General features: G+C 68.6%; 21 protein-coding genes and 1 pseudogene. 12 read left to right on the top strand and 10 right to left on the bottom strand.

All coding sequences use genetic code 11. The features are described from left to right. Positions 1-87 precede the first annotated feature (87 nt). Genes HD597_RS02675 through HD597_RS02665 form a run of 3 tightly spaced genes read right to left on the bottom strand, consistent with a single transcriptional unit; the run spans position 88 to position 1227 of the window. On the bottom strand, positions 88-408 hold the full coding sequence (locus HD597_RS02675; RefSeq protein ID WP_253740084.1) for a hypothetical protein: 321 nt from the start codon (positions 406-408) through the stop codon (positions 88-90). Continuing rightward, on the bottom strand, positions 398-970 hold the full coding sequence (locus HD597_RS02670; RefSeq protein WP_253740083.1) for a hypothetical protein: 573 nt from the start codon (positions 968-970) through the stop codon (positions 398-400). The genes HD597_RS02675 and HD597_RS02670 overlap by 11 nt, the downstream gene beginning before the upstream one ends. Continuing rightward, positions 970-1227, bottom strand: a complete 258-nt coding sequence (locus HD597_RS02665) for a BTAD domain-containing putative transcriptional regulator (protein WP_308210563.1) — start codon at positions 1225-1227, stop codon at positions 970-972. The genes HD597_RS02670 and HD597_RS02665 overlap by 1 nt, the downstream gene beginning before the upstream one ends. A 1511-nt stretch (positions 1228-2738) precedes the next feature. Here HD597_RS02665 and HD597_RS02660 point away from each other — a divergent pair. The 5 genes from HD597_RS02660 (at position 2739) to HD597_RS02640 (ending at position 6510) form a co-directional block, all read left to right on the top strand. Then, the gene (locus HD597_RS02660) at positions 2739-3680 is read left to right on the top strand and encodes a WD40 repeat domain-containing protein (protein WP_253740081.1); all 942 of its coding nucleotides are present in this window, start codon (positions 2739-2741) and stop codon (positions 3678-3680) included. 134 nt (positions 3681-3814) lie between these two features. Further along, positions 3815-4624 (top strand): SAM-dependent methyltransferase, encoded by an 810-nt coding sequence (locus HD597_RS02655; protein WP_253740080.1) that lies wholly within the window; start codon positions 3815-3817, stop codon positions 4622-4624. Between the two features lie 182 nt (positions 4625-4806). Further along, positions 4807-5730, top strand: coding sequence for an SAM-dependent methyltransferase (locus HD597_RS02650; protein WP_253740352.1), 924 nt, complete (start codon positions 4807-4809; stop codon positions 5728-5730). 109 nt (positions 5731-5839) lie between these two features. Then, the gene (locus HD597_RS02645) at positions 5840-6094 is read left to right on the top strand and encodes a type II toxin-antitoxin system CcdA family antitoxin (RefSeq protein ID WP_253740079.1); all 255 of its coding nucleotides are present in this window, start codon (positions 5840-5842) and stop codon (positions 6092-6094) included. After that, positions 6091-6510 carry a hypothetical protein gene (locus tag HD597_RS02640; protein ID WP_253740078.1) on the top strand — a complete coding sequence of 140 codons (420 nt, stop codon included), beginning with the start codon at positions 6091-6093 and terminating at the stop codon, positions 6508-6510. The genes HD597_RS02645 and HD597_RS02640 overlap by 4 nt, the downstream gene beginning before the upstream one ends. 49 nt (positions 6511-6559) lie before the next feature. On the opposite strand, the gene HD597_RS02635 is transcribed toward HD597_RS02640, so the two are convergent. Next, entirely contained in the window at positions 6560-7759 is a 1200-nt protein-coding gene (locus HD597_RS02635; RefSeq protein WP_253740077.1) for an RNA-guided endonuclease InsQ/TnpB family protein, read from the bottom strand. A 22-nt stretch (positions 7760-7781) separates the two neighbouring features. Between HD597_RS02635 and tnpA the strand changes: the two are divergent. Next, positions 7782-8197: pseudogene (tnpA, locus tag HD597_RS02630) on the top strand (IS200/IS605 family transposase). 580 nt (positions 8198-8777) lie between these two features. Here tnpA and HD597_RS02625 read toward each other — a convergent pair. Continuing rightward, complete coding sequence (locus HD597_RS02625; protein ID WP_276082669.1) at positions 8778-12545, bottom strand: S8 family serine peptidase; 3768 nt, start codon at positions 12543-12545, stop codon at positions 8778-8780. A 458-nt stretch (positions 12546-13003) separates the two neighbouring features. Between HD597_RS02625 and HD597_RS02620 the strand changes: the two genes are divergently transcribed. Then, positions 13004-13669, top strand: coding sequence for a DUF6348 family protein (locus tag HD597_RS02620; protein ID WP_253740075.1), 666 nt, complete (start codon positions 13004-13006; stop codon positions 13667-13669). 366 nt (positions 13670-14035) lie between these two features. Here HD597_RS02620 and HD597_RS02615 read toward each other — a convergent pair whose 3' ends face one another. From HD597_RS02615 to HD597_RS02600, 4 genes are all read right to left on the bottom strand, one after another. After that, complete coding sequence (locus HD597_RS02615; protein ID WP_253740074.1) at positions 14036-14284, bottom strand: hypothetical protein; 249 nt, start codon at positions 14282-14284, stop codon at positions 14036-14038. 1115 nt (positions 14285-15399) lie between these two features. Beyond that, complete coding sequence (locus HD597_RS02610; protein ID WP_253740073.1) at positions 15400-16188, bottom strand: hypothetical protein; 789 nt, start codon at positions 16186-16188, stop codon at positions 15400-15402. Continuing rightward, positions 16185-16667, bottom strand: coding sequence for a SigE family RNA polymerase sigma factor (locus HD597_RS02605; RefSeq protein ID WP_253740072.1), 483 nt, complete (start codon positions 16665-16667; stop codon positions 16185-16187). The genes HD597_RS02610 and HD597_RS02605 overlap by 4 nt, the downstream gene beginning before the upstream one ends. Before the next feature lie 201 nt (positions 16668-16868). After that, a complete protein-coding gene (locus HD597_RS02600) occupies positions 16869-17465 on the bottom strand; it encodes a recombinase family protein (RefSeq protein ID WP_253740071.1) in 597 nt (198 codons plus the stop codon). Positions 17466-17671: 206 nt separating this feature from the next. On the opposite strand from HD597_RS02600, the gene HD597_RS02595 reads away from it, so the two are divergent. Beyond that, positions 17672-18013, top strand: a complete 342-nt coding sequence (locus HD597_RS02595; RefSeq protein WP_253740070.1) for an alpha/beta fold hydrolase — start codon at positions 17672-17674, stop codon at positions 18011-18013. Between the two features lie 286 nt (positions 18014-18299). Next, positions 18300-18455, top strand: a complete 156-nt coding sequence (locus tag HD597_RS02590; protein WP_253740069.1) for a hypothetical protein — start codon at positions 18300-18302, stop codon at positions 18453-18455. Between the two features lie 345 nt (positions 18456-18800). Here the strand turns inward: HD597_RS02590 and HD597_RS02585 are convergent, their stop codons facing one another. Further along, positions 18801-19967, bottom strand: coding sequence for an IS630 family transposase (locus HD597_RS02585; protein ID WP_253739772.1), 1167 nt, complete (start codon positions 19965-19967; stop codon positions 18801-18803). 96 nt (positions 19968-20063) lie between these two features. Here HD597_RS02585 and HD597_RS02580 point away from each other — a divergent pair, with 96 nt between their 5' ends. From HD597_RS02580 to HD597_RS02570, 3 genes are all read left to right on the top strand, one after another. Further along, positions 20064-20414: a hypothetical protein gene (locus HD597_RS02580; protein WP_253739774.1), complete on the top strand. Its 351-nt coding sequence runs from the start codon at positions 20064-20066 to the stop codon at positions 20412-20414. 173 nt (positions 20415-20587) lie between these two features. Then, the gene (locus HD597_RS65680; protein ID WP_253740068.1) at positions 20588-22120 is read left to right on the top strand and encodes an ABC transporter permease; all 1533 of its coding nucleotides are present in this window, start codon (positions 20588-20590) and stop codon (positions 22118-22120) included. Further along, the gene (locus tag HD597_RS02570) at positions 22117-23145 is read left to right on the top strand and encodes an FtsX-like permease family protein (protein WP_253740067.1); all 1029 of its coding nucleotides are present in this window, start codon (positions 22117-22119) and stop codon (positions 23143-23145) included. The genes HD597_RS65680 and HD597_RS02570 overlap by 4 nt, the downstream gene beginning before the upstream one ends. Position 23146: the final 1 nt, after the last annotated feature.

Genomic DNA, 23146 nt, shown 5'->3' with positions numbered 1-23146 from the left:
TATTGGATGTTGATCGATGCCTGGCGCCGTCCCCTCGCCACGGCGGCCCTTCGGCGGCCGTGCCGCTCCGTTCTGCGAGCGTCCTCCTCACCTCCATGATGAGGAGACGGGCTGAGCGGCGGACATCTCCTCATCAGCCAGCCGCTCGCGCGCGTAGAGACGCAGGAGGGGACCGGCGCGCAGACGGCCCGGAGCCTGCCTGCGCACCAGATGGGCTGCCACAATCGTCTCGAGCAGAAACTCGGCCTCGTGCGGCGGCCCCTCGAGCATCGCCGCGACAGCCTCCGGGGTGCAGTCGTCATCTGGCAGGAGCGGCAGCAGGCGGAAGAGCCGCCGAGCGGACGCAGGCAGCGACTCGTAGGAACGGTCGAGCGAAGCGCGTACCGCCGTTGCCCGATCACCTGGCACCGTGAGCAGGCAGAGCCGATCCCGCGAGCGCAGCCCGGCGAGGTAGCGCGCCCGCTCGGTGGGGGAGCGGCCCATCATGTTGATCGCGGTCAGGCGTAGGGCCAGAGAGATCGTCGCAGAGCCGGGAGATCTCGGTCAGCATCCCGTGCGGAGTCGCCGGGCCGATCAACCTGGAGAGCAGGCCCACGGCTTCGTCCTGGCTCAGCGGCTCGAGCGTCAGAACGCGGGCGTCGTCCAGCACCAGCAGCGCGCGCAGTCGTGCCGCCCGTGCGCCCAGGCCCTCGGGAATGTCCGCCTGCTCGATGCCGGCGGTGATCAGCATCACGGCCAGGACGTCCGCGAGGGTGCGAGGATGTCCGTCGGACGTGCTGAGCCGGACGAACCACTGACCGTCAGGAAAGGCAGTGCGGAGCCGGTGCGCCACGTGGACGGCGAACGCCGTCTTCCCCGTTTCCGGCGCGCCGCACACGACCACGATCGGCACCGTGTCCATCCCCCGGCGCAGCAGCCGGAACGCCTCCGGGGCCTCCGCGTGCCGGCCACTTTGATGCAGCGCGGCCATCAGCCACCCCATCGGCGCTCGTGCAGCGGGTGCTCGGCTGTGAGCGCGCGCAGTTCGGCCAGCATCTGCCGGTGCTGGCCGAGGGACAGCTCAGCGTCGATCCGGCGTTCCATCGCGTTGAGCCGTTCCTTGCCGAGGCTCTGCGCGGCCAGGCTCCGAAACCTCTCGAAAGGCACGTTCTCGAGTACGGGGCCCCGCCACAAGGCCAGAGTCTGGCGCAGCAGCGGTGCCTGAGCGGCCGGACCGCTACGCGTGATCGCCTACGCCCGTATGACCAGATCGCGGAAACGATGCAGGTCCAGCGTGGATTCGGACACCCTGATCGCTAGCCGTCGCGCCGGGCGACGATCAGATCGGGCACCTGGAGCGCGGTACGCAGCCGGGCGACAGCGGTCCGCACCGCGGCGCGCGCGTTGGCGGGGGCGCGCCGCTCCAGATGCAGTCGGACATCTCCGCCGTGGAAACCGGGGTCGTGGGCTCTCAGCAGGAGCGCAGAGAGCAGGACTCGGGTGCTTGCCGGCGAGTGTCGGGACCTCCTGGCTCGCGACCTTGATCGCCAGCGGCCCCAGGACGCGGAAGGTCACCTGAGCCTTCTCCGGCACGGATTCCCCCACCGCGTGCGTTCGGCCGGCGACGTTCGCGCCGATGCCGTCGAGGTGTCGGACAGTAGTGGCTGTGCCAGGGCTGACGGCCCTGATCGATCAGGCGTGGCTCGATTCAGCGGCATGAATGGCGAGAATTCCGTGCTGCACCGCTACGCCGTCCGGCGGCTCGGTGGTCGCCAGGGTCTCGGCCCTGGCGAACAGGGAACGGATCGCCTGCGCCGGCGAAGCCGGGGTGTGGCGAGCGTGGCGTTCTGCTGCTGATCGCCCGAGGTGACCTGACCGATGAGGAGGTGGCCCAGGCGCTGTCGGTGCTCATCGGCTCGGTGCGCTCGCGCCTGTCTCGCGCCCGTCGCGGGGTAGTCCACGCTCTGGGTGGTAGCGACCCGACCGAGGTGGGGGAGGAGACCTCGCAAAATGATCTCGACCTGGGTCAGGGACCTGCGCTCAGAGGTGCGGCAGAGCACTCCAGAGGTCCTGCTCCCAGCGAAGGAACGGCTGCTCACCCCCCATGGCCTGCCCCGTTTCGCCCGTCGGCGCCGTCCGGTGGTGCCACGTGCGGCCGGTGCCTCCGCCCTCGGCCTGGCTGCGCCCTTCTGCTTCACGGTGGTACAGCATGCCGGCGGCGCCCACCAGGGGCGGCCGACGGTGAGTCCCCCGGGCTGCGGCTGATCCTTCAGGAAGGCGCCCCGCCGCCTCGCCCGCGAGCCGCCCTCTACACCGTGGTGTCAAGGCCGGACAGGGCGTCAAGGTGGAGCAAGGCATGCCGGATCTGCTCGGCCGGCCAGACGTGGGCATCTACCGGACGGCGACGACGGAATCCGCCACGAGATCATCGTCCACGCGGCAAGCTGTGCCTACCTTGGGGGAGGCTGGTCCACCTCGGCGGTGGTGAGAGCGCGCCCGGCTCCCACCAAGGACGGTTGGCCGCAGGCGATGTCACGGTCGCGTGGGTGCGGACGGCCCGAGGGTTGTCGATCGCCTCGGCGGCCGTCGTAGGTTCCCGGAGTGGCGTGAAATCGCGGCAGCGCTCATTTCTGCCAATGACAGCCGCTGCACCGCCACTTTTCGATTCGACGGTGCGGTCTCTCAAGGCATTTGTCAAAGTTCGTTGTCTATCTGACAGGAGTCGAAATGATCGTCACTATGGGTGTGCCGTAGCCGTGATGGCCGCACTCGGGGCCGGGCCCGCTCAGCCGTCCGTCGGGCGGTTGCCGGGCACTTCGGCCACCGTCGTGGCCACGATGGCCGGACGGCCGGTCCAGTTCACCTCCTATCTCGGGCATCACGAGGGTGCGCCGGGCGCGAAGGCCTGGGCCTGGGACCCGGTCAAGCGGGTGTTCGTTACGACCGGCGGCTTTTTCGTGAGTGTGTCTCCCGACGAGCGCTGGCAGGCCACTTTCAGCGCGTCGGACCCGCGGGTCGTCCCGCAGGTGCGGTTGCTGGATCGTAAGACCGGTGTCACGACCACGGTGAAGCTGCCTGTCCCCGTTGTTCCCGGCCGGCCGCAGCACGATCTGAGCGTGGGCGGGCTCACCTGGTCCCCGGACAGCCGTCACCTTCTGCTCGACGTCGGCAAGTCCGGGGACGCTACCCGTTCGGAGGGCATCGCGCTCATTGAGGTGCCTTCGCTGAAGCCACGTTTCGTCCGTATTGAGAACGCCTTGATCACGGTCGGTGGCTTCCAGTGGACGCGCGACGGCAAGGGCGTCGTGGTTCGCTGGGGCAAGAACGGCAGATCCTCCATCCGCCGGTACGACCTCGATGGCTCCGTCAGGCGCACCTGGCACGTCCGCGGCCGTCCCGCCGGTGACGGTCAAGGCGCCTTCACCCCGTCAGGCCGCCGCTTCGTCACCGCCTGCATGCCCCTGGAGAAGTACGCCTGTGTGTGGGACACGGCCACCGGAAAGGCCGTTACCCGGATCAAGCTGGCCTTCCGCCCGATGGGCGGAAACGTGCTCGGCTGGTACGACGAGCACCATCTGCTGGCCACAACCCGCCAGGGGGTGGGCATCGTGACCCTGCGCGGCACCGTCGTCGAAACCCTCGTCAAGGTCGGCCCGAATGAGGGCTTCTTCCCCCTCTTCGACGCCCGAGGCAGTAACTGAGCGGGAATTCGAGAAGCTCATCGCTGTTCTGGTGCGGCGACGTGAGGACCGGCGGGGCGGCCGTCGGGAAAGAGCCGATATCCAGCCTTTGTGGAATTGCCAGTAAAGGAGCTTGATCCATTAGCCTTTCGTCCATGGACCTACCGGGTGTGGACCCGACCGTGCCGAGCGCGGCGCGCATCTACGACTATTTGCTGGGCGGCAAGGATCACTTCGCCGCGGATCGCCAAGCCGCCGAAGCGGTGCTTCAGTCCGTGCCGAACGCGCGCCAGAGCGCCAGGGCCAACCGTGCCTTTTTGAGCCGGGCCGTACGTGCTCTCGTCGAGGCGGGTGTCCGCCAGTTCCTCGACATCGGTGCCGGATTGCCGACGCAGGAGAACGTGCATCAGGTGGCCCAACGCGCGGCGCCGAACTCACGGGTGGTCTACGTCGACAACGACCCCGTGGTGCTCGTGCATGCCCGCGCACTGCTCGCAGACAACCCCGGCACGGTGGTCGTCCCGGCCGACATCCGCGACCCGGCCGCCCTCCTCGGACACCCCATGCTGCGCGACCACCTGGACTTCACCCAGCCGGTGGGGGTGCTGCTGCTGGCCGTCCTGCACTTCATCCCCGACGATGAGGAGGCGGCCCGCATCGTGGCCGAGCTCCGTCACCCGCTGGTGTCCGGCAGCTACGTGGCCATCTCTCACGGCCACCCCGGCGAGCTGAGTGGAGACCTGGCGGAGAAGGGCCGTGAGCTGTACGGCCGCACCCGCCAGGGAGCCGTCGTCGGCCGCACCCGGGCGGACATGGCCGCATGGCTGGAGGGCCTGGAGCTCCTGGATCCGGGCATCGTCCCCCTCCAGGGCTGGCGTCCCGAGGAGGACTTCGACCCCCTCCCCGACCCCCTCCCGGACCCCGCGGAACCCGGCGTCTTCGGCATGGTCGCGAGAGTCCCGTAGGGCAAGGGTTAGGGTCCTCGGGTCGTGCGTGCTCCGCGAGTCGATAATTCCCGCAGGCGGCTCATCGGTGCGACCGGCCGCCGGCGGGCGCTGATGCGCGTCGCTCACGTCCTCCCACACGCGGGGGCGGCGCGTGCGACAGGCCTGCCCTCCGGCGTGCGTACCGGAGGAGCCCGCCGGTGATGCTGCTGGGGCCGGACGGGGCCTGGGTCGTGGTGCCCTCCTCCCGGGTCGCGGCCGGAGGCTCAGGGGACCTGGCGGTCACGCGGGACGGGGCGCAGACGATCATCAGGGGAGCGCTGACCGCGAGCCATGAGCTGACGGCGGCCGGATACGCCGGCCTGCTCGCATGCGGCATGATCGGCGCGTTCGTCGCCACCGACGGTGCCGCCGCCTCCGCCCCGGCCAGCTCTTCACGGTGGGAGGCGCGGCACATCCTCGCCGTCCTGCGGTCGCGTTCCGTGACGCCGGACCGAGGCTCGCACGTGCTCGACGTGTGCGCCGGACAGGGCCGCCTGTCGCTGCACCTGCTTGAGGCCGGCTACCTCCTGGACGCCATCGACCTCTCCGAGGAGGCTCTCGACCGGCTCCGGCACGAGGCCGCCGGGCGCGGCCTGTCCACGCGGCTGTCCACCTTCGTGACGGATGCGGCCAACTTCGCCAGGCCGGACCACTACGCGTTCGCCTACTGCGCCGCCAACTCCCTCAGATGCCTGGGTAGCCGATCCCGGGTCCAGCGCCACCTGCGCATGGTCCACCGCTCCTTGACGGCGGGCGGGGGCTATCTCGTCCACGTCGGTCTGTCCACACGCCCCGGCTCCGCGACCTGGTACGGCGCGGACGGACGGCGCGTGGACTGGACCGTCGAGGAGATCGACACTCGAACGGCGGAGACCATCGAGCGAGTGCGCGTCACGGGCGCGGACTCGGCGGCGGCGGCACACGATCTGCGGGTCCGGGTGTTGCTGCACGGCGCGGATCTGGCCGCGATGGCCGAGGCGGCCGGGTTCACGATCGGCGCGCTGTGGGAGGAGGACTTCACGCGCGTCGCGGAGTACGAGCTGAAGACCGCCGCCGGGAACATGTGGGTGCTCCTGGAGAAGTGAGAGCCGCCGGACAGGGCGTCATCGGAGCGCGGCCACCGCGGGGGATGAACGTCCGTCGACCTGGAAGAGGTAACCGCAAAAGATCTTACTGTGGTATTAGGATACGGCCATGGCCGCCAAAGACACCGTCAGCGTCACCCTGGATCACGAGCTGGTCGAATACGCCAAACTCCAGGCCGGCTCCCTGTCCGCCTACGTCAACGAGGCCCTGGCCGCCAGGGTCCGCGAGGACCGCCGCCGCCGGGCGATCCTGCAAGCCCATCGCGACCGCGCCCACACCGGCGCCGACCACCGTCTGGTGGAACGCAGGATGGCCCACGTCGCCCAGCAACTCGCCGCCCTCGACGGCGAAGGAGTCAAGTGACCCTGCCCCCGCTCATCCTCGACACCGGCGTCCTGATAGAGCTGGCGCGCGGCGACCTCAACCTCATGGAGATGGTGGCCCGCTGGGACGAGCAGGGCCAGCCGATGGTCATGTCCGTCGTCGCCGTCGCCGCGGCCGCCCGGAACTCCGGCTCCAAGGACTCCGCAGACCTTCTGCTCGGCATCGCCACCATGGGCCAGATCACCGTGGCCGGCCTCGGCGAACCCGAGCACGGCATCATCCTGGCCACCGTGCTCGGCCGGACGGACCTCGATTGGGGCGACGCCCACGTCGCCGCTCTGGCCGACACCTCCATGTGCCCGATCCTCACCCTCGACAGCTCGTCCTGGACGGCCGCCATCCGGGCCTTCGAGGAGCCGCTGCACGTCATCGAGATCTCCGACCCACCCGATTGACGCGCTCGCCGGGCTGAAGCCCGACGATTCTGGCCTGTGCCGCTGTCGTTCACGCGGCGGCACTTCCTTGGCTTCCTGCTTCGACGGGCCGTGCCGGGCTCGCGCCCGGCCTTACCGGCCCTCCACAGGCGTTTTGCCTCTCCGCCCGTCCGGCGGCGAGGATATTGAGCGCGGCGTTGATGTCCCGATCGTGGGCGGCACCACAGGAGCAGGTCCACTCCCGCACCGACAGGGGCAGGTCCTGCCGTACCGCTCCGCATACCGAGCACAGCTTGCTACTGGGGAACCAGCGACCGGCCTTGACGAAGGTCCTGCCGTACAGGCGCGCCTTGTACTCCAGCATGGCCACGAACGACGACCAGCCCGCATCATGCACGCTCTTGGCCAGCCGGGTGCGCGCCAAGCCCTTCACCGCCAGGTTCTCCGCATACACCGCTTGGTTCTCGCGAATGATCTCGGTGGAGAGCTGGTGGTGGAACTCGCGGCGCGCGTCGGCGACCGTGGCGTGCTGCCGGGCGACCACAAGCCGGGCCTTGGCCCGGTTCTTGGAACCTTTCTCCTTACGGGACAGGGCCTTGTGCGCCCGCTTGAGTTTCTTCTCCGCCTGGCGCAGGAACCGGGGCGAATCGATCTTCCGCCCGTCCGACAGGACAGCGAAGTGTCCAAGACCCAGGTCGATCCCGCTCTCGATCCCGCTTTCCGGCAGAGGTGAGGCGCTGACCTCCACGACGAACGACGCGAAATACCGGCCCGCCGCATCCTTGATCACGCTCACGCTGGACGGCTCGCAGGGCAGCTCCCGCGACCAGTGCACCGCCACGTCTCCGATCTTCGGCAGGCGCAGCTTTGCGCCCGGCGTGATCGAGAACCGGGCGTTGCGGGTGAACCGGATCGCCTGCCGGTTGTCCTTGCGGGACCGGAACCGGGGAGCGCCCAGTTTCGCGCCTTTCCGTTTGCCCGACAACGAGGCGAAGAAGTTGCGGAACGCCCTCGTGCAGTCGGCCAGCGCCTGCTGGAGCACCACCGCCGACACCTCGCCCAGCCACGCCCGGTCGGGGCGCTTCTTCGCTTCGGTGATGACCTGCCGGGACAACTCGGCGTCGATGACGAACGGCAGGCCGGCCTCGTGTGCGTTGTTTCGCAGCCGCAGCGCGTCGTTGAACACGACACGCGCGCAACCGAACGCCTTGGCCAGCGCGATCTGCTGGCCAGGTGTCGGGTCGAGGCGGAAGCGGTAACGGAGCTGCACACGATCACCATACTTTTGGCTTATGGCCGAGCACAGCGATATCAGGACCGGTAGGCACTGCGTTTTGTCCTGCACGCTCATTTGGTCTTCGTGACCAAGTTCCGCCACCGGGTCTTCGGCGACGAGCACCTGACACGGCTGGAAAAGATCATGAGGGATGTGTGCGCCGACTTCGAGACCGAACTGCGTGAGTTCAACGGCGAGAGCAATCACGTCCACCTGCTGGTGAACTTCCCGCCCAAGATCGCCCTGTCCAAGCTCGTCAACTCGTTGAAGGGGGTGTCCTCGCGGCGGCTGCGACAGGAGTTCCCCGAACTTGCCGCCCACTACTACAGGGCGAACAAGCTGTGGTCGGGCTCCTACTTCGCCGGCTCGGTAGGTGGCGCTCCCATCAGTGTCCTGCGCCAGTACATCGAGCAGCAGAACCGACCCATCTGAACGGGTAGACGCCGGTCCGCCTGACGGCGAATCGGCTGTCCTTGCCCCGCTACGCGGGACGGTCGGCTTCACCCCCGGCCTGAAGGTCGGAGCACTACCGACGATTCTGGTAGCGCACCGGGGCGGCGGCTGTCCGGAACGCCTGACGGGACCTGCGCCGTCATTCGGACAGCGAGGCCGTCTCAGGTGCCGGTGCGCCTGCGGCGCGGCCGCGATCCGCGGGAAGGGGCTCGGAAGGGAAGCAGTCACCCCGACAGTATCCGTTGGTGACGATCAGCCGGCCCCGGGCGGACGTATGGGCGGCGGCAGGGACGCCGGTGATCACCCCATGACAACTCGAGCAGGTGAGCGGCTGGTCGGTGGTCATGAAGGCTCCTTGAGGAACGGGTGGCGCTGGGGTGATGGGCATGACGGCCGTTGCGCCTCGCACGCGGAACGCAAGGACTCGCACGCGCGTCGGCGGTCACGGGCCGATCATGCCGGACGCCACCGACAATTCCGGCGGAGCCGGGCTCGTCCCCGGCCGGCCGGGGACGAGCCCGGCTCCGCGCCGGCTCCTCGTATCAGCAGTTCTGAGCGGTCACCATTTCTCGACGTACGCCACGGTGGTGAAGTCGAACTCCGTGTTGAAGACCGGTCCGGAGACGGTAGCGCTCGCTCCGGTGACGAAGATGCGGACCCCGACGCCGTCCACCGCGCCGACCGCCAGCGCGTTCGCCTCGTCCGGCGCTCCCGCCGGCCCGTCGTAGCGGCCGAGCCAGACCTGCTTGCCGCTCGCCGCGTCGTAGGCGACGGTCACGTAGTCGTGGTTGGGCGGGGTGACGTCACCGGCGGGGACGTCGGCGCTCTTGCCGGTGACGATGACCTTGCTGCCGTCCGGGGTCGTGCTCACCTGCTTGGCGAAGTCCTCGTCCTGGGCCTGACCGTCGAAACGGGCCACCCACGTCCGCGCGCCGGTCGCGGGGTCGTACGCGATCGTGGTGTAGTCCGCCCTGGTGCCTTCGCCCTGGCTGTTGCCGGTGACGTAGACCTTGCCGTCGGGAGCGACCGTGACGCTCTTGGGGTGGTCGCCCTGCTGCGCAGGACCGTCGTAGCGGTCCGTCCACACCTCCTTCCCGGTGGCGCTGTCGTAGGCGATGGTGGTCATGTCGCTCTGCGTGTCCTGCGAGACACTCTGGCCTGTGACGAACACGACCTTGCCGTCCGCGCTGACCGCCGCGTCCTCGGAGACGTCGATCTCGTTGCCGGAACCGTTGTGCTGGGCGGCCCACAACTGCCGGCCGGAGCCGGCGTCGTAGGCGACGGTGCCCCAGTTCGTCAGGCCCGTGCCGTCCGCGCCCGAGCTCTGACCGCTGACGAACACCTTCGTCCCGTCGGGGGTCACCACCACGGTCCTGGCGTCGTCGACGCCGCCGCCCGGCCCGCCGTAGTGCGCCAGCCAGGTGCGTTCGCCGCTGTCCACGTCGTATGCGGCCGTGAAGTAGTCTGCCTCGCCCCCGCCACCCGTCGAGGTCATGCCGGTGACGTAGAGGCTCTTGCCGTCGGGGGAGGCGGTGATGTCCCCGGCGTAGTCGGACTGGCCGCCGGCGCCGTTGTGCCGGACGGTCCAGAGCTCGTCACCCGTGGCGGCGTCGTAGGCGATCGTGAAGGCGTCGGTCTCGGTCGTGGTGGCGGCGCTGATGCCGGCCACGAACACCTTGCTGCCGTCCGGGCTGAGCTCGATGGCCTGCGGCTCGTCGTAGTCCGCCGCGGGACCGACGTAGGTCTTGGTCCACACCTGCGCACCGGTGACCGCGTCGTAGGCCACGGTGGCCATGGCCGGCTTGAGCAGGCCGGGGGTGCTGCCGTAGCTGGAGCCGGTCACGTAGACGCGCTCGCCCTTGGGATCGAGCACGATCTTTTCGGCGCTGTCCACTCCGCCCGCGACGCCGTAGATGGACGCCCACTTCTCCTGTGCCGGCCGGACGAGCAGCGGTGTGCCTACGGTGTGGTGGCGTCCGTCTTTCCAGGTGAGCCGCCCGCTCTGGAAGACGTTCATGGGGGCGGTGGTGCGTGTGAAGGTGACCGTGAACGACCTGCTCTGGCCCGGTCGCAACGTGAGCCTGCTGGGGGAGACCTTCGTCTCGATGCCGTTCAGGCCGGCGACGGAAGCGGTGTAGGTGGCCGTCGAGTCTCCGACATTGGTGACCTTGCGGGTCACCGTCTGCGTGTCGGACAGCCGGCCGACCGAGATGGAGGGGAGGTTGAGGTCGCTGGCGTCGAAGGTGTAGCCCTTGCCGGCCAGCGCGTCGCAGACCTTCTTGTCGATGGCCCTGGTACTGCCGCACAGGAAGGCGAGCCAGTCCTCGATCCCGCTGTCGTAGACCAGGCCGGGGTCGGCGGCGTCGTTCGGGGTGACGTGGCCGGCGCCCTGGGCGAAGGTGACGGCGGCGTCGGTGCCGGGCCCGTCGCGCACGTCACGGCCGGTCGTCATCAGCGCCGACTTCACGGCCATCGGTGACCAGCTCGGGTGGAGGTCCTTCAGCAGCGCGGCCAGGCCGGCGACGTGGGGTGAGGACATCGAGGTGCCGCTGGACAGGTCGAAGTCCTGCCCGGAGTGGCCGGGCGGCGCCACCGCGGCCAGGATGTCCTGCCCGGGTGCGATCACGTCGGGTTTGAGCAGGTCTCCGCCGCCGGCGCTGAGCGGTCCGCGGGAGGAGAACGCGGCGACGTACGGCGCGGGGGCGTCGTCACTGATTCTGGCCTGCTCGATCGTCGCGCTCGCGCCGCCGGTGGCGGCGTAGTCCTTGACGGCCTGGCGGTTGGCGAGGGGCAGGTGCACGGTGGGCAGGGTGTGCAGGTCGCCGTTGACCGAGTTCTCGTCGGTGTTGGTGAGGATCACGCCGGCGCCGCCCGCCTCCTTGACGGCGGTGCTCTTGTTGACCCGGGGTGTCACGCCACGGTCGCAGACGACGATCTTGCCCTTGACCTTCGCCGGGTCGAGAACCGCCTGGCCGTCGTTGTCCCGGGCGGCGTAACACAGTGCGACCTTGGTCGCGTCGGTGTCCGGCAGGGCGGCGGCGGCCGCGTCGATCAGCGGTGCGGGCCCGGCTTTCGCGGACGCCAGCGAGGCGCCGGTGTACGTGGCGCCGTTGCCGAGCGTCGTCGTGCCCTGCGCGCCCCGGTTGTGCGTGCCGGCCGCGACCGTGGTGATCCACGGGGACGGGTGCGCCGCGGTGGACGGAGCCGGGCCGCTGTTGCCACCGGCCGCCGCGACGAAGACACCGGCCTCGGCCGCGGCCAGGAACGCCATCTCGACCGGGTCGAGGAAGTCCGTGCTCGTGCCGGAGACGGAGTAGTTGATGACGTCGACGCCGTCGGCCACCGCCTGGTCGATGGCCGCGACCAGGTCGGAGGTGTAGCCGACGGCGGAGGCGCCATCGGCCGTGGACCAGAGCGCCTTGTAGGCGGCGATCCTGGCGCGCGGCGCGATGCCGCTGATCGAGCCGAACGCGGCGGCGGGGCCGGTCGCCGCTACGCCGTGGTTGCCGCCGGCGGTGGAGGCGACGTGGGTGCCGTGGCCGTTGTAGTCGCGCGGCGAGGCGAACTCCCACGGCAGTTGCTCCTTCAGCGCCGCGTCGCCGCCCCATCCCGCGCCGAAGTGCCGGGCCGCGACCAGCTTGCCGTTGCAGGTCCCGTCCTTCCAGGAGCCGTCGGAACCCTTCGGGCACGTCCCGTGGAAGCCCTTGACCGGCTTGTATCTCTTGCCGCTGGTATCGGGGTCGGCGAAGCTTCTGGAGTCGGGCCAGATGCCGCTGTCGATCACGCCGATGACCAGGCCGTCGCCGGCGCCCTTCGGCCCGGTGGGGCCGCCGAGCCTGCGCCAGAGGCCGTCACGCGCGTCGAGGCCCAGGAAGCGGGGCGTCGACGATGTCTGGGTGGACACCTTCGTGTCCTCCCGCACGGCCACGACATCGGGCTGGGCGCTCAGGCGCGTGGCCTGGGAGGCGGTCAGCCGCGCGGCGAAGCCGTCGTAGGCGTAGACGTACTCGTAGAGCTTCTTGCCGCCACCGACCTTCTGGAGAATGGCGTCGTGCTGGGCGCGCACGTGGTCGGCGTACCGGCTCACTTCGGGGGAGCCAGGGTCGATCTTCTTGCCGCGCTCCGGCTTGGTGGTGGGCAGCCCGGTCACGTCGCCGTCGTAGGTCACCACGGGGTCCGAGGCCATCTGAACGATGTAGGTCTTCTGCTCTTCGGAGCCGTTCTCGGCAGTGGCCGGGATGCTGAGACCGGGGATGACTAATGCGGTCAGCGCGAGTGCCGCCGGCCACCGTCTACGGGCGGCTTCTGGAAAGGTGGACGAAACCATTGCTGCTCCTTCGTGGTTCGCGGGTGGTTCACGCGAACGATCACCGAGGCTAGCGGCGGTGTGTCCGGAAAGCATCCGTACCAAATACGGAGTTTTGGCGGCGGAACGGATGTCGCCCTCAGTCGCGGATGAGGTGAGGCGGTGCGGCGAATGGACCCCATGGAAGCCACACAAGTCCTGATGGCCACGGTGATGGAAAATACGCCAACTAGCGACTGTTTTCTGCCAAATCCGACTTCGGAAAAGGCCGCAAGAGGACGCGGAGTTCTCACGTGCGAGTCGCTCTGACAGGCAACTCCATCATGGTCGGCATCGGCGTGAAGAAGTCGAGGACGCCGCCGGCGAGCCAGGTGCCGGCCGCGGGAAATGCCATGCACCAAGGCACCCGATCTCCACTACATTTGCGGGGCATGAGCAGAACAAGCCGCCGGGGACGGCGCGCCTCCGTCCACCCTCAGGTGAAGTTCGCGTTGAACGCCATCGCCAAGCGGATGGCATCGTACGGCGAACGCTGGCGCGTCAGGGACGGGATGGTCTGGGGGCCGGGTGACAGCGCGGTGGTGATCCGCGAACTGGACTTCGACGGCGGCCCTGCTCACCTCGACCTCGGGATTGACCTCAACGCCAAGAACCAGGAGGCGCCCATCCTGTGGGACTGCACCAGCGGGGTAGGTGGCACCAAAGAGGCGAGTATCAAGCAGGCCGTCGAGATGTGGGCGATGACGGCCGGGGCGGCCTTCATGGAGTTGCTCTATCAGCGGGGCGAACTCGCCGAACACTTCCAGCACGACGACCCGGGAGGGCTGCAGGGCCATCACGTGATCCACGGGCCGGTAGGAGTCGTCGCGATGAACGGTGACGTCGAACCCCTCACCGAATGGTTCGCCGAGTCCCAGATTCTGCCGCGCCTTGGTGGCGCGCTGGCCGGGTCGTTCGACCATCCGCACCTCAACGGGGTCAAGATCCTTTGCGGCGGTGATCGGGATGTGAAGCTGGCCGAGGTTCGCGTCAACGGGGAGGTCCACGAGCAGGCGTCGGCGATCTTGCGGGAGTTCGACTGGCCTCGTGGAGCAAAGTTCGCCTATGCCCGGACTTACCTGCTGGTCCTGCCGGATCACGGCTGACTTGCCCGGCGGGCCTTTAGCTTTCGGTTGTTCACCCGCTAGATCACCCCAACGCGACGGAATCGCCTAGGGCCGCCGATGCCCACGGCGTACTGCGCGAGCGCGAGCCCTGACACGACCGTCGATACCCACGTGCATTCCGTCAGCTTCACCGGCAATCGATCGGAACGTCCGCTCGCTGTGCGGCGTTGCGCGGAGAAAGAGTGCCGGGATGGATCCTGAGTGACCCTCCACGGAAAGCCGTCATGTCACCGCGATCAGCTTGACCACGGAAGCGGAACTGACGACCGACCCGATCGCGATGGAAGCGGCGTTGATGGCCCGATTGGCGTCCGTCCCCGATCATCGCTCGACCCGTGGCCGCCGTCATCCGCTGCCGGTCATCTTGACGTTGAACGCATGCGCGACGCTGGTGGTCGGCGGCAACAGCTGCTGGCACACCTCCGGCCGTGACGACGCCGTTCTGATCGCCGACGACATGGTCGCGATCAAGAAGGGCGACAAGTCGGCCCTGAAGAGCTGGTTGAGTTCGAGACCGACGTGCTGGCCGGGTTCGTGCTCGCGCGCGGCTGCCGGCCTGTCAGACGCCACGATCAGCTCTGAGGTGATCCCCATCGAGCAGGTCCGGGCATGGCTCGGCCGACGCCGACGCCTACTTCGGCCAGGTACTACGCGGTGCGGCCAAGGGCACCCGCCTGTCACGGGCCGAGGCGATCAAGACCTACTTCTTGTTCCTGGAGCTACGACACAAGATCGAAGAAAGAAGCTCACCGACGCCGACCGGCACCCTGTCGGCTCTGTTCTGGTCCCATCTTAACCTGTACGGCAAGTTCGAGCTCGACATGGGGCAAACAGCTCGACCTCGGGCCGAGGTTCAACAGTCGGCTGATCCGCTCTGAGTCTGAGTGATCGAGGCTAGTTGCAATCTTTTTCCATCCTGATCCGGCATAGCCAATCCACCACCCAGAGCCGATAGTCGCCTGTAGCTTGCCCGGTGACAACCCCGAGGTCCTCTATGAGCTCGCCGGGCTTTGGCGGCCCGTCGCGCTTGGGGAGCTGCTTACAGGTGTAATCGGACCATTTCTGTGCTGCAAGCCCTTCATCGCCCCTCTTGACACACTCTTCCTTGCTGAACGTGCCGTAGTAGATTTCCCCTCCCGGTTTGCCTGTCCAGGTGGGGCTTGGGCCAGGTGAAGTCGCAGGATGCGATTCCGTCGAGGAAGAGGGCGGGGGAGAGACCGACACCACAGGCGCCTGGAGCGTCCCCGGAGTGGGCGATGAGACAGGGTTGGCCGCTTTTGCGAGTTGAATCCTCTCACGCGAAGAGACCTCCGACGTTTCGCCCCCCACCCCCGTTGAGGCGGTGATCACGATCACCACGCTGACCACTGAGCTCACCATGAGGATGAGTACGGCCGCAACGCCGGAAACGGCAACTCCGGCCCGCCACCGGTTCTCCCCTGGGGATGCCATATGACCTCATGGCACTGCTGACGACACTCGTCCGGCGACAACTGTTAAAAGGCATGCATGGCCTCCATTCTTCACATGGCGACAGCAGCCGATCAAGGTAATGCGACCGGACAATTCCGGACATCGACGGATAAGGGTCTTGGAACTGCCCGGCCGGGATTTCCGCTCGCACGAGAGCGGGGCCGGGCGGCCCAGTGTCACCTCCCAACCCCGCTGTGATTGCAGGGCGCGACCCGTGCCTCTTCAACGCGACGATCTCAACCTGTGGGCTTCAGGGTGACGGTGGTGGTCGCCGTTGGGATTGGGTCGGTCGCGTCCGCTCGGTCGTAAACACCGACCACCCATGCCCCCGGACGTGACCTGGTCTCCTCGACCAGCTTCTTCAGGGCGCCAGGCTGCCGTACCAGGGGAATTTGCAGGTATTTGCCGTCGCACCAGCTCACGTCCTTCCTGGCCACCGTGCATCCGGCGTAGAGGCCGGAACCGGCGCCTCGCCTCAGGTCGTGGATCGGGGCGTCGGCGGGCAAGACCCAGACCTCGATCTGTTGCGTGCGCTCCAACCACCCGGACGCCACCGACTCCTTGCTCGAGTGACTGCTCGCGCCCTTCTGGCCACACCGTCCCACGCCTCCGCCACCGCCCTCCCGCCGGATGATCACCCACGCCTCCGGGTCGGTGCAGACGACCGTGTACGAGGTGAAGAAGCTTAACGGCCGGAATTTCACGGTCTTGCCGGAGGGCAAGGTGGCGGACGACTGGCTCGCGATCAATGGAGCGGGGGGCACGGCTCGCATGTCTTCGGGCGGCAGACTAGGCGCCGCCGATGCCGTCGCCGGCCGCCGTTCCGCCACAGGGGCCGTACCCACCCAGCCGCCCTGAACCCCCAAGAAAACGGTGGCGGCCGCGCCGAGGCCCGCGAGCGTGAAACCTGCCCTCCTGCGCCGTTTGATGCGGCGGCCCCGTCGGACAATCTGCTGCACGTCAGGAGAGCCCGAGGCCACGCGCTCGGCCAGTACCGCGCGCAAGTGCTCTTCGGTGTAGCTCATCGTTCCACCTCCGCTGGCTGGATTTCCGGATCGACGCGGAGCCGTTTCAGGGCGCGGCCGAGCTGCGTCTTGACCGTTCCGAGCACCTCGGCACACTGGGTCAGTGTCAATTGTTCGAAGTAGTGCAGCACGACGATCGCCCGCTGCCTCCTCGACAGCCCGCCGATGGCGGTCAGAAGCGCCTGCCGCCGTTCCACCTCGGCGGCGAAGTCGTGGGGGTCGGGATGGTCGGGCACGTCCACGGAGGGCAGCTCATGACGCCATTTCCGGCGCCACCACGAGATGTGGGTGTTCACGAGGATCCGGTACACGTAGGAATCGGGATTGCTCTTGATCCGCCCCCACGCCACCCAGGCCTTCGCCAGTGCCGACTGCACAACATCTTCAGCGGTCCCAAGGTCTCCCGTAAGCAGAAAGGCCGAATGTCGTAACCGTTCGTAGCGATGCACCACGAAGCTGTCGAACCATCGTCCATCCATGAACTCCGTCCTCAAGCTGTCATAGGTATGGACGCGATGCAGGACCGGTTCCGGATGACAAGCGAGTCAAGTTTTTTCGTGAGGAGACGAGCGAGCGTGGCTACTGGCGATGTGACAAGTCTCGGCCGTCCGCCACCCCATGGCCGAAGCCCGGGGCCGCTAGCTCGGCCACGACAAACAAGGCACCAACTGCCTGCCCGACTACGCCCTGTCCAGGGTCTTCTTTGGCTGGCGGGGCACGGTGTCGCCCTTCAGGTGCCCGTCCACCGTCGAGCGCGGCACCCCGAACACGTCCGCGATCTGCTGGACGGTCTTGTCCCGCGTGTCGTATGGCTGCTGGACGAGGCCGGCCTGGTCGGTGGTGAGCTTGGGCCGGCGTCCGCCGGCCCGGCCGCGGGCACGGGCGGAGGCCAGGCCGTCCATCGTGTTGGCGACGATCAGCTCGCGTTGGGGTTCGGCCAGGTCCGACAGCATGCCGAACATCGCGCGGCCCTCCATCGTGTCGGTGTCGATTCCTTGCTCGATCACATGCAGTCCTACCCCGCGTTCGCGCAGGTCTGCCCCGAGGGTGACCAAGTGCAGGACTGAGCGCGACAGCCGGTCTAGCCGGGTGACCTTCAGCGTGTCGCCGTGGCGCAGCAGCTTGAGAACCAGGTCGAGGCTGGGCCGGGAGGACTTGGCGCCACTGGCCTTGTCCAGATGGATGTCGTCGCGGTCGACGCCCGCGCGCAGCAGTGCGTCGATCTGGTGGTCGGGGTTCTGCTCGGCGGTACTGATCCGCGCGTAGCCGAAGAGCACTGTCGAAATCTACTCCACGCACCGTTCACCGACATTGATTTCGACACGGGTTGCCGACATGCCTGACCCGAGTCCTGTGATCGGCGCTGCGAGTGTCGGCAGACGCCCGTTACTCGACACTGACATGACCAACCTCGTGACCGCACAGAGAGCGAGTCGCGTACAGACCCCATCGCCGGCGTCCGGGGACTCAACATGGTCCGGGAGTGGCCCAACGACCAGCCCCGCTATGTGGCATCCTGACCCCCGGCAACGACGAGCACATAGGCCGCTACGAGCACGTGGCCGCCCTGCTCGTGCGGTGCGGCGCCGCCGTCTACGGCATGGGCCACGTCGGTCACGGCGAGTCGGAGGGTGACCGGGTGCTGATCGGGGACTTCGAGGACGTGGTCACCGGCGTGCACACGGTCCAGGAACATGCCCGGGCGCATCACCCCGGCGTGCCGGTGGTGGTGATGATCGGCCACTCGATGGGCGGCATGATCGCCGCTCGCTACGTCCACCGGCACGGCGCCGTCGTGGCCGCGCTGCGGCTGTCCGGCCCGTGATCGGGGAGTGAGACCTCCTGTCCACGCTGCTCTGCTGCGACGAGATCCCCGACGTCCCCCTCGACCCGGCGTTCCGCTCCCGCGATCCGTCCGTGGGGGAGACGGCCGGGGCCGACCCCGCTGGTGTGGCACGGGCCGTTCAAGCGGGCCACGCTGGAGGCGGTCGCCGAGGCGCTGACCACGATCGCCAGGGGCGGCACGTTGGGGAATCTGCCGACGTCGTGGCTGCACGTCCAAGACGACAGCTCGTGCAGCTCACCGGTAGCCGGGGCGGGATAGCGAGGCCATGCGGGGGAGCGACCTCACCGAGTGGTTCCATCCGGGCGGCAGCCACGAGGCGTTCAACGACAGCAGCAAGGAGGAGATCCTGGATGACGTCACATCCTTCCCCGGCCGCGCCCTGACCGTAGGCAATCCGGGGCACTCGCCGGTAGCCGCCTGACCAGGGCCGTAAGGTCGGAAAGGGCCAATTGTCGCAAAGTGGTAGAGGTTGGCAGGAATCTGCCTTGCCAGGAGCCGCTCTTACTGTCGATGATGAAGGAGCCCCTTGTCAGGGGCGTGGCAGGAAAGAAGTCAGGTGCGGTCGAGCGTCTCGTCCTTCACGGGCGAGACGTTCGCACCTCTTTCGTACGCCGATCGTTCTCCCGCAGGCGGTCCAGCTGCCTTCGTGTGCCCGGAGCGCCTTCGGCCGCGCCGCTGATCTGCTGGCACGGCCAGGGGAGATCTATGGACCGTTCCATCTTGTTCTGTGTGGCTAAGTGGTCCGGCTCGTAAGTCATTCGGGGGTTCACATGGTTGCTGGTAGTGCGGCAGGCTGGTGGCCGCAGCCGGTGGGTTGCTGGAAGTGGTGCTCGTTCTGTTCGTGTCGCTCGATCCGGGCCAGCAGGTCCTCGAGGTCGGCCGGGGTGAACTTCCATCTGAAGGGCCGGGCGGTCTCGTTGTAACGGCGCTCGAAGGCGATCAGCCGGTCTTCGACCTGGTCAAGGGCGGTGAAGTCGTTGGGTGTGACCACCTTGCGCTGCACGATGGAGAAGAAGATCTCGATCTGGTTGAGCCAGGACGCGTGCACGGGAGTGTGGACCATCACCGCGTTGGGGAACCGGGCGGCGAGCCGGTCGGCGGCGGCCTTGCCACGATGGGAGGAGCCGTTGCCCACGACCCAGAACACCCGCCGGGCCGAGGCGTACGGCTCTTGCGACATGACCTGCTCGACCAGGTCCATGAACGGGACGATGCCCGTCTTGGGTGAGCAGCGCCCGGACACGCGGGCCTGGTGGACGTCGTAGGCGGCCAGGTAGGCCAGCGCGCCGCCACGGTCGTAGTCGTGGTTGACGCGCATCATCCGCGACCGTCCCGGCGGCAGGGTGGGGTGACAGCGGCAGCGAGCCTGGATCGAGGTCTTCTCGTCGGAGGAGATCACGTACTCGTTGCCGGCCAAGGGCCGGCCGTTCCAGAGGCGCTGGTAGAGGTCGAGCACGCGGGCGGCCTTGGTGGCGAAGCCGGGGTCGCGGATGAAGATCCAGGAGGTGTGCTGCCAGGGCTTGAGCACGTCGGCGGCCAGAATCCGGCGGACGGATGAGGCGGACATCGCCTCGGCGATGCGCCGCCCGACCACTTCGGCGGCCAGGTCGGCGCTGCTCCAGCGGGACAGCGGCATCCCGGTCTCGGCCGGTAACTGGCAGGCCAGCGCCGTGACCTCGGCCCGCTGGACGAGGGTAAAGCGGGGCGGACGGCCGCTTCGGGGCCGATCCTTGAGCCCGTCGATGCCCTGATCGGCATAGCGGCCACGCCACCGCCGGACGGTGTCGAGATGGACGCGCTGCCGCAGGGCGATCCGGGCGTTGGAGTAGCCATGCGCGGCATCCAGCACGATCCGGACACGGACGACCTGCTGGTAGGGGACCGTATGAGCATGGGCCAGCTTCTTCAACCGCCGCCGCTCGGAGGCGGTCAAGGCGATCTGACGAGCACAAGGGACGGGCACGCGCAACGCTTTCGGTGATCTGACGAGGGGCGCTGCCACCTTGCCCCGATATCCACCGCCCGGAGCGTGATCGACACGCCGGACGGCAAGATAGAGCTCATGCCCGCCATCCCGGAGTCGACCAAGACCTCCCTGGCCCAGCGACTGCGCCAGCACGCCCGCGATCACTGGCCACAGCTGGCAGGCCTGAACGTCCGCTACCACGGCCGGTTCGCCTACGTCGAAGGCGAACTGACCGGCGGAGACCGGCTGCCCCTCATCCGCCTCCGTTACGGCGGATCGGCCTCCATCTGGGGGTTCGGCCTCTACCTCGCCAGCAGCGGCACGTACGAGAACCAGATCCTGCCCACCGGCATGTCCGCCGGCACACCCCAAGAAGCCCTCGACTGCGCCTGCGACCTCTACCTCAGCCATTGACCCCGAAGAACTTACGGGCAGGACCACTAAGTCAGCATGCCAGGGGACTCGGGTACCCCCAAGGTTGGACCGCAGGGGGTCTGGAGTACCCCTGGAACATCCTTCCTGCGACGGAAGCCACACGCGGGTGCCTGCGGAAGGCTGGAGGGAGGGGCTCGCCGTCGGAGGCGGGCGTGACGGGTGGAGGTAGGACTGTCGTGGTGTGGATGGCGTGGCGGACGTTGCGATGGCATCCGGGCAGTGTGCTGGGAGCGCTGATCACGCTCGTCATCTCCGCCACGGTGATCAGCGCGCTCTGGTTCGTCGTGGACTCCGCCGATCGGCAGCGGCCCGTCGTGGAGCGGTACGCCGGTACGCCGATGGTCATCACCACGGGCGGTATCCCGGGGGCGATCCCACCTCGGCTGGTGGCGGCGGTCGGCGCGGTGCCTCAGGTGGCGGCGGTGGTGCCCGAGCACTTCGTGGTCGCGCCGTTCTTCGCCGGCGGCGCCCCGGTGCAGGTCGCGGGCGACCAGTACAGCAACCCGATCGGGCACGGCTGGGGCAGCGCCAGGCTGACCCCGTTCGGCATCCGGCAGGGCGGGCCGCCTCGGCGGGAGGACGAGGTCGTCGTGGACGCGAGGCTGGCCGCGGCGGCGCGGGTGGCCGTGGGCGATCGTGTGGAGGTGCGGGTCGCCGGGATGCCCCGGGCGTACCGGGTGACGGGGGTGGCGGCGACGGCCGTTCCCTGGCGATACCAGTCGGCCCTGTTCTTCACCGATGGCCACGTCGCCGAGCTCGCCGGGCATCCTCGCGGGTTCACCTCCCTGGGTGTCCTGCCGCGTCCCGGCGCCGACCCGCATGAACTCCAGCAGGCCGTCGCCCGGATCCTGGAGCCGTACAACCCGCCGGGGGCGCAGGTGTTCCGCATCGCGACAGGCGCGGACCGGGGGGCCGCGGAGGGGAATCTGCCACCCGGCGGCTCGCCATCGGACGGGTACAACGTGTTGTGGTTTCTGGTGTACGTGATGGCGCTGATCGCGATCGGCATGGTCGCCGCCGCGTTGGGGGTGTCGATCCGGCGCAGGAGCATGGAGATCGCGGTCCTGCGGGCCATCGGAGCCAGGCCGGGGCAGATCAGGCTGCTGCTGCTCGCCGAGGGGCTGCTGTTCTCGCTGGTCGCCGCCGTGCTGGCGGTGCCGCTCGGCGGGCTGGTCGCGCCGCTGGTCGCCGCGCGATTTCGTGACTTCGGCGTGGTGAGCGTGTCGTTCGAGGTGTTTTACCGGCCGCTCCCGGCCTTGTGGACGTTGCTGTTCACGCTGGCGGTGACGCTGGCGGCGAGTCTCCTGGCAGTACGGCGAGCGCTGCGGATCCGCCCCGGGGACGCGCTCGGACAGGCACCGGCGGAGGGTGGCGCCCTCGGCCGGGGCCGGCTCCTGACCGGTCTGTCGCTGCTAGTGACGGCCTTGGTCCTGGCGGTGCTGGAAACCGCCCACCTGGTCGACTTCGGGCAACCGCTCGGGACGATGATCGTGGAGTTCGTGCGGGTGTGCCTGATCGTGGCGGCGGTCGGGCTGCTGGCACCGTGGTTCGTGCTGGCGGTGGGCCGGCTGCTGCGCCCGCTCGCCGCCCGATCCCGGCGTGCGGGCGGCTCCTGGCCGTCGCCAACGTGGTCTTCAACCACCGCAGGTTCGCCGGCGCCGCAGCGTCCCTCATACTCGGTGTGACGCTGGTCGGCGTGGTCGTCGGCACCCAGTCCTTCTATGACTGGCGCAAGGCGGACCAGGCCGCCGGGCAGGTCCGCGCGGATCATGTGCTGACGCCGGCGAATGGCAACAACGCGCTGGCGGAGGAACTGCGGCGACGCCTGGTGGGCGCAGCCGGGACCTCCGACGCGGTCGGCATCCATATGATGCCGATCAGCATCAGAATGGAAGGCCGGACTTCCGGTGAGGAGCCGCAGCCGCGCATGTACGGATCGCTGGCGACCGGAGATCTCACGCGGGTGTTGCACCTGCCGATACGTGGTCGCCCGCTCAACGCCCTGGGCGAGCGGGAGGTCGCCCTCAGCGACTCGGCCGCTGCCGCCGGCAAGGTCCAGATCGGATCGCCCGTGTGGATCCGGCTGCCGGGCGCGGCGAAGGACAGGGTGTACACGGTGGCCGCGCTCTACCCCGACACCAACGAACTGTCCAAGGTGGTGCTGCCTGCGCAGCACCGCACAGTAGAGCACCTGCCGTCCGGACGGTACGTCGCCATCTACGTGCGCGGTCCGCTCGACCGGGAAGCCACCCTCCAGGCGGGGGCGACCATCGCCGCCTACGACAAGCCTGCCTATGTCCTTCGCAAGGCGGCCGAGAGTGCCGAGAACAACCGCCTGCTCCCCTACATGTCGGCGCTCATCGCACTCTTTTGCCTGGTATCGGCCATCAACGGCTTGTGCCTGGCGCTGCTTGACCGCCGGGGGGAGTTCGTCGGCATGAGGCGGATTGGGATGCGCCGCCGCCAGGTGGCGTGGATGGTCTGCCGGGAGAGCGTACTCACGGTGCTGCCCCTTCTGGCGCTGGCCCTGGTCGCGGTCGCCGCCGTAGCGTTCGTGAACGCCACGGCTGCGGGTGCCGGGGCGGCGACCGCGGTGTCGTTCATCCCGTTCGGCTGGCTGGCTCCTCTCAGCGCCGGTGCGCTGGCGGGGGCCCTGCTGGGATCGCTGCTGGTCGTGCGCGCGGCCATGAGCAACGAAAGGTACACCTGAC

This window comes from Nonomuraea thailandensis, assembly GCF_024172165.1.
Classification (GTDB): Bacteria; Actinomycetota; Actinomycetes; order Streptosporangiales; family Streptosporangiaceae; genus Nonomuraea; species Nonomuraea thailandensis.
This window is presented reverse-complemented; position numbering and strand designations above follow the sequence as displayed.

What these genes read in the sequence shown, in the direction of transcription:
- HD597_RS02670 (WP_253740083.1), bottom strand. Translation starts at nt 970, where the DNA reads ATGGCCGCGCTGCATCAAAGTGGCCGGCACGCGGAGGCCCCGGAGGCG.
- HD597_RS02660 (WP_253740081.1), top strand. Translation starts at nt 2,739, where the DNA reads ATGGCCGCACTCGGGGCCGGGCCCGCTCAGCCGTCCGTCGGGCGGTTG.
- HD597_RS02655 (WP_253740080.1), top strand. Translation starts at nt 3,815, where the DNA reads ATGGACCTACCGGGTGTGGACCCGACCGTGCCGAGCGCGGCGCGCATC.
- HD597_RS02650 (WP_253740352.1), top strand. Translation starts at nt 4,807, where the DNA reads ATGCTGCTGGGGCCGGACGGGGCCTGGGTCGTGGTGCCCTCCTCCCGG.
- HD597_RS02645 (WP_253740079.1), top strand. Translation starts at nt 5,840, where the DNA reads ATGGCCGCCAAAGACACCGTCAGCGTCACCCTGGATCACGAGCTGGTC.
- HD597_RS02625 (WP_276082669.1), bottom strand. Translation starts at nt 12,545, where the DNA reads ATGGTTTCGTCCACCTTTCCAGAAGCCGCCCGTAGACGGTGGCCGGCG.
- HD597_RS02615 (WP_253740074.1), bottom strand. Translation starts at nt 14,284, where the DNA reads ATGGGGATCACCTCAGAGCTGATCGTGGCGTCTGACAGGCCGGCAGCC.
- HD597_RS02610 (WP_253740073.1), bottom strand. Translation starts at nt 16,188, where the DNA reads ATGAGCTACACCGAAGAGCACTTGCGCGCGGTACTGGCCGAGCGCGTG.
- HD597_RS02605 (WP_253740072.1), bottom strand. Translation starts at nt 16,667, where the DNA reads ATGGATGGACGATGGTTCGACAGCTTCGTGGTGCATCGCTACGAACGG.
- HD597_RS02590 (WP_253740069.1), top strand. Translation starts at nt 18,300, where the DNA reads ATGCGGGGGAGCGACCTCACCGAGTGGTTCCATCCGGGCGGCAGCCAC.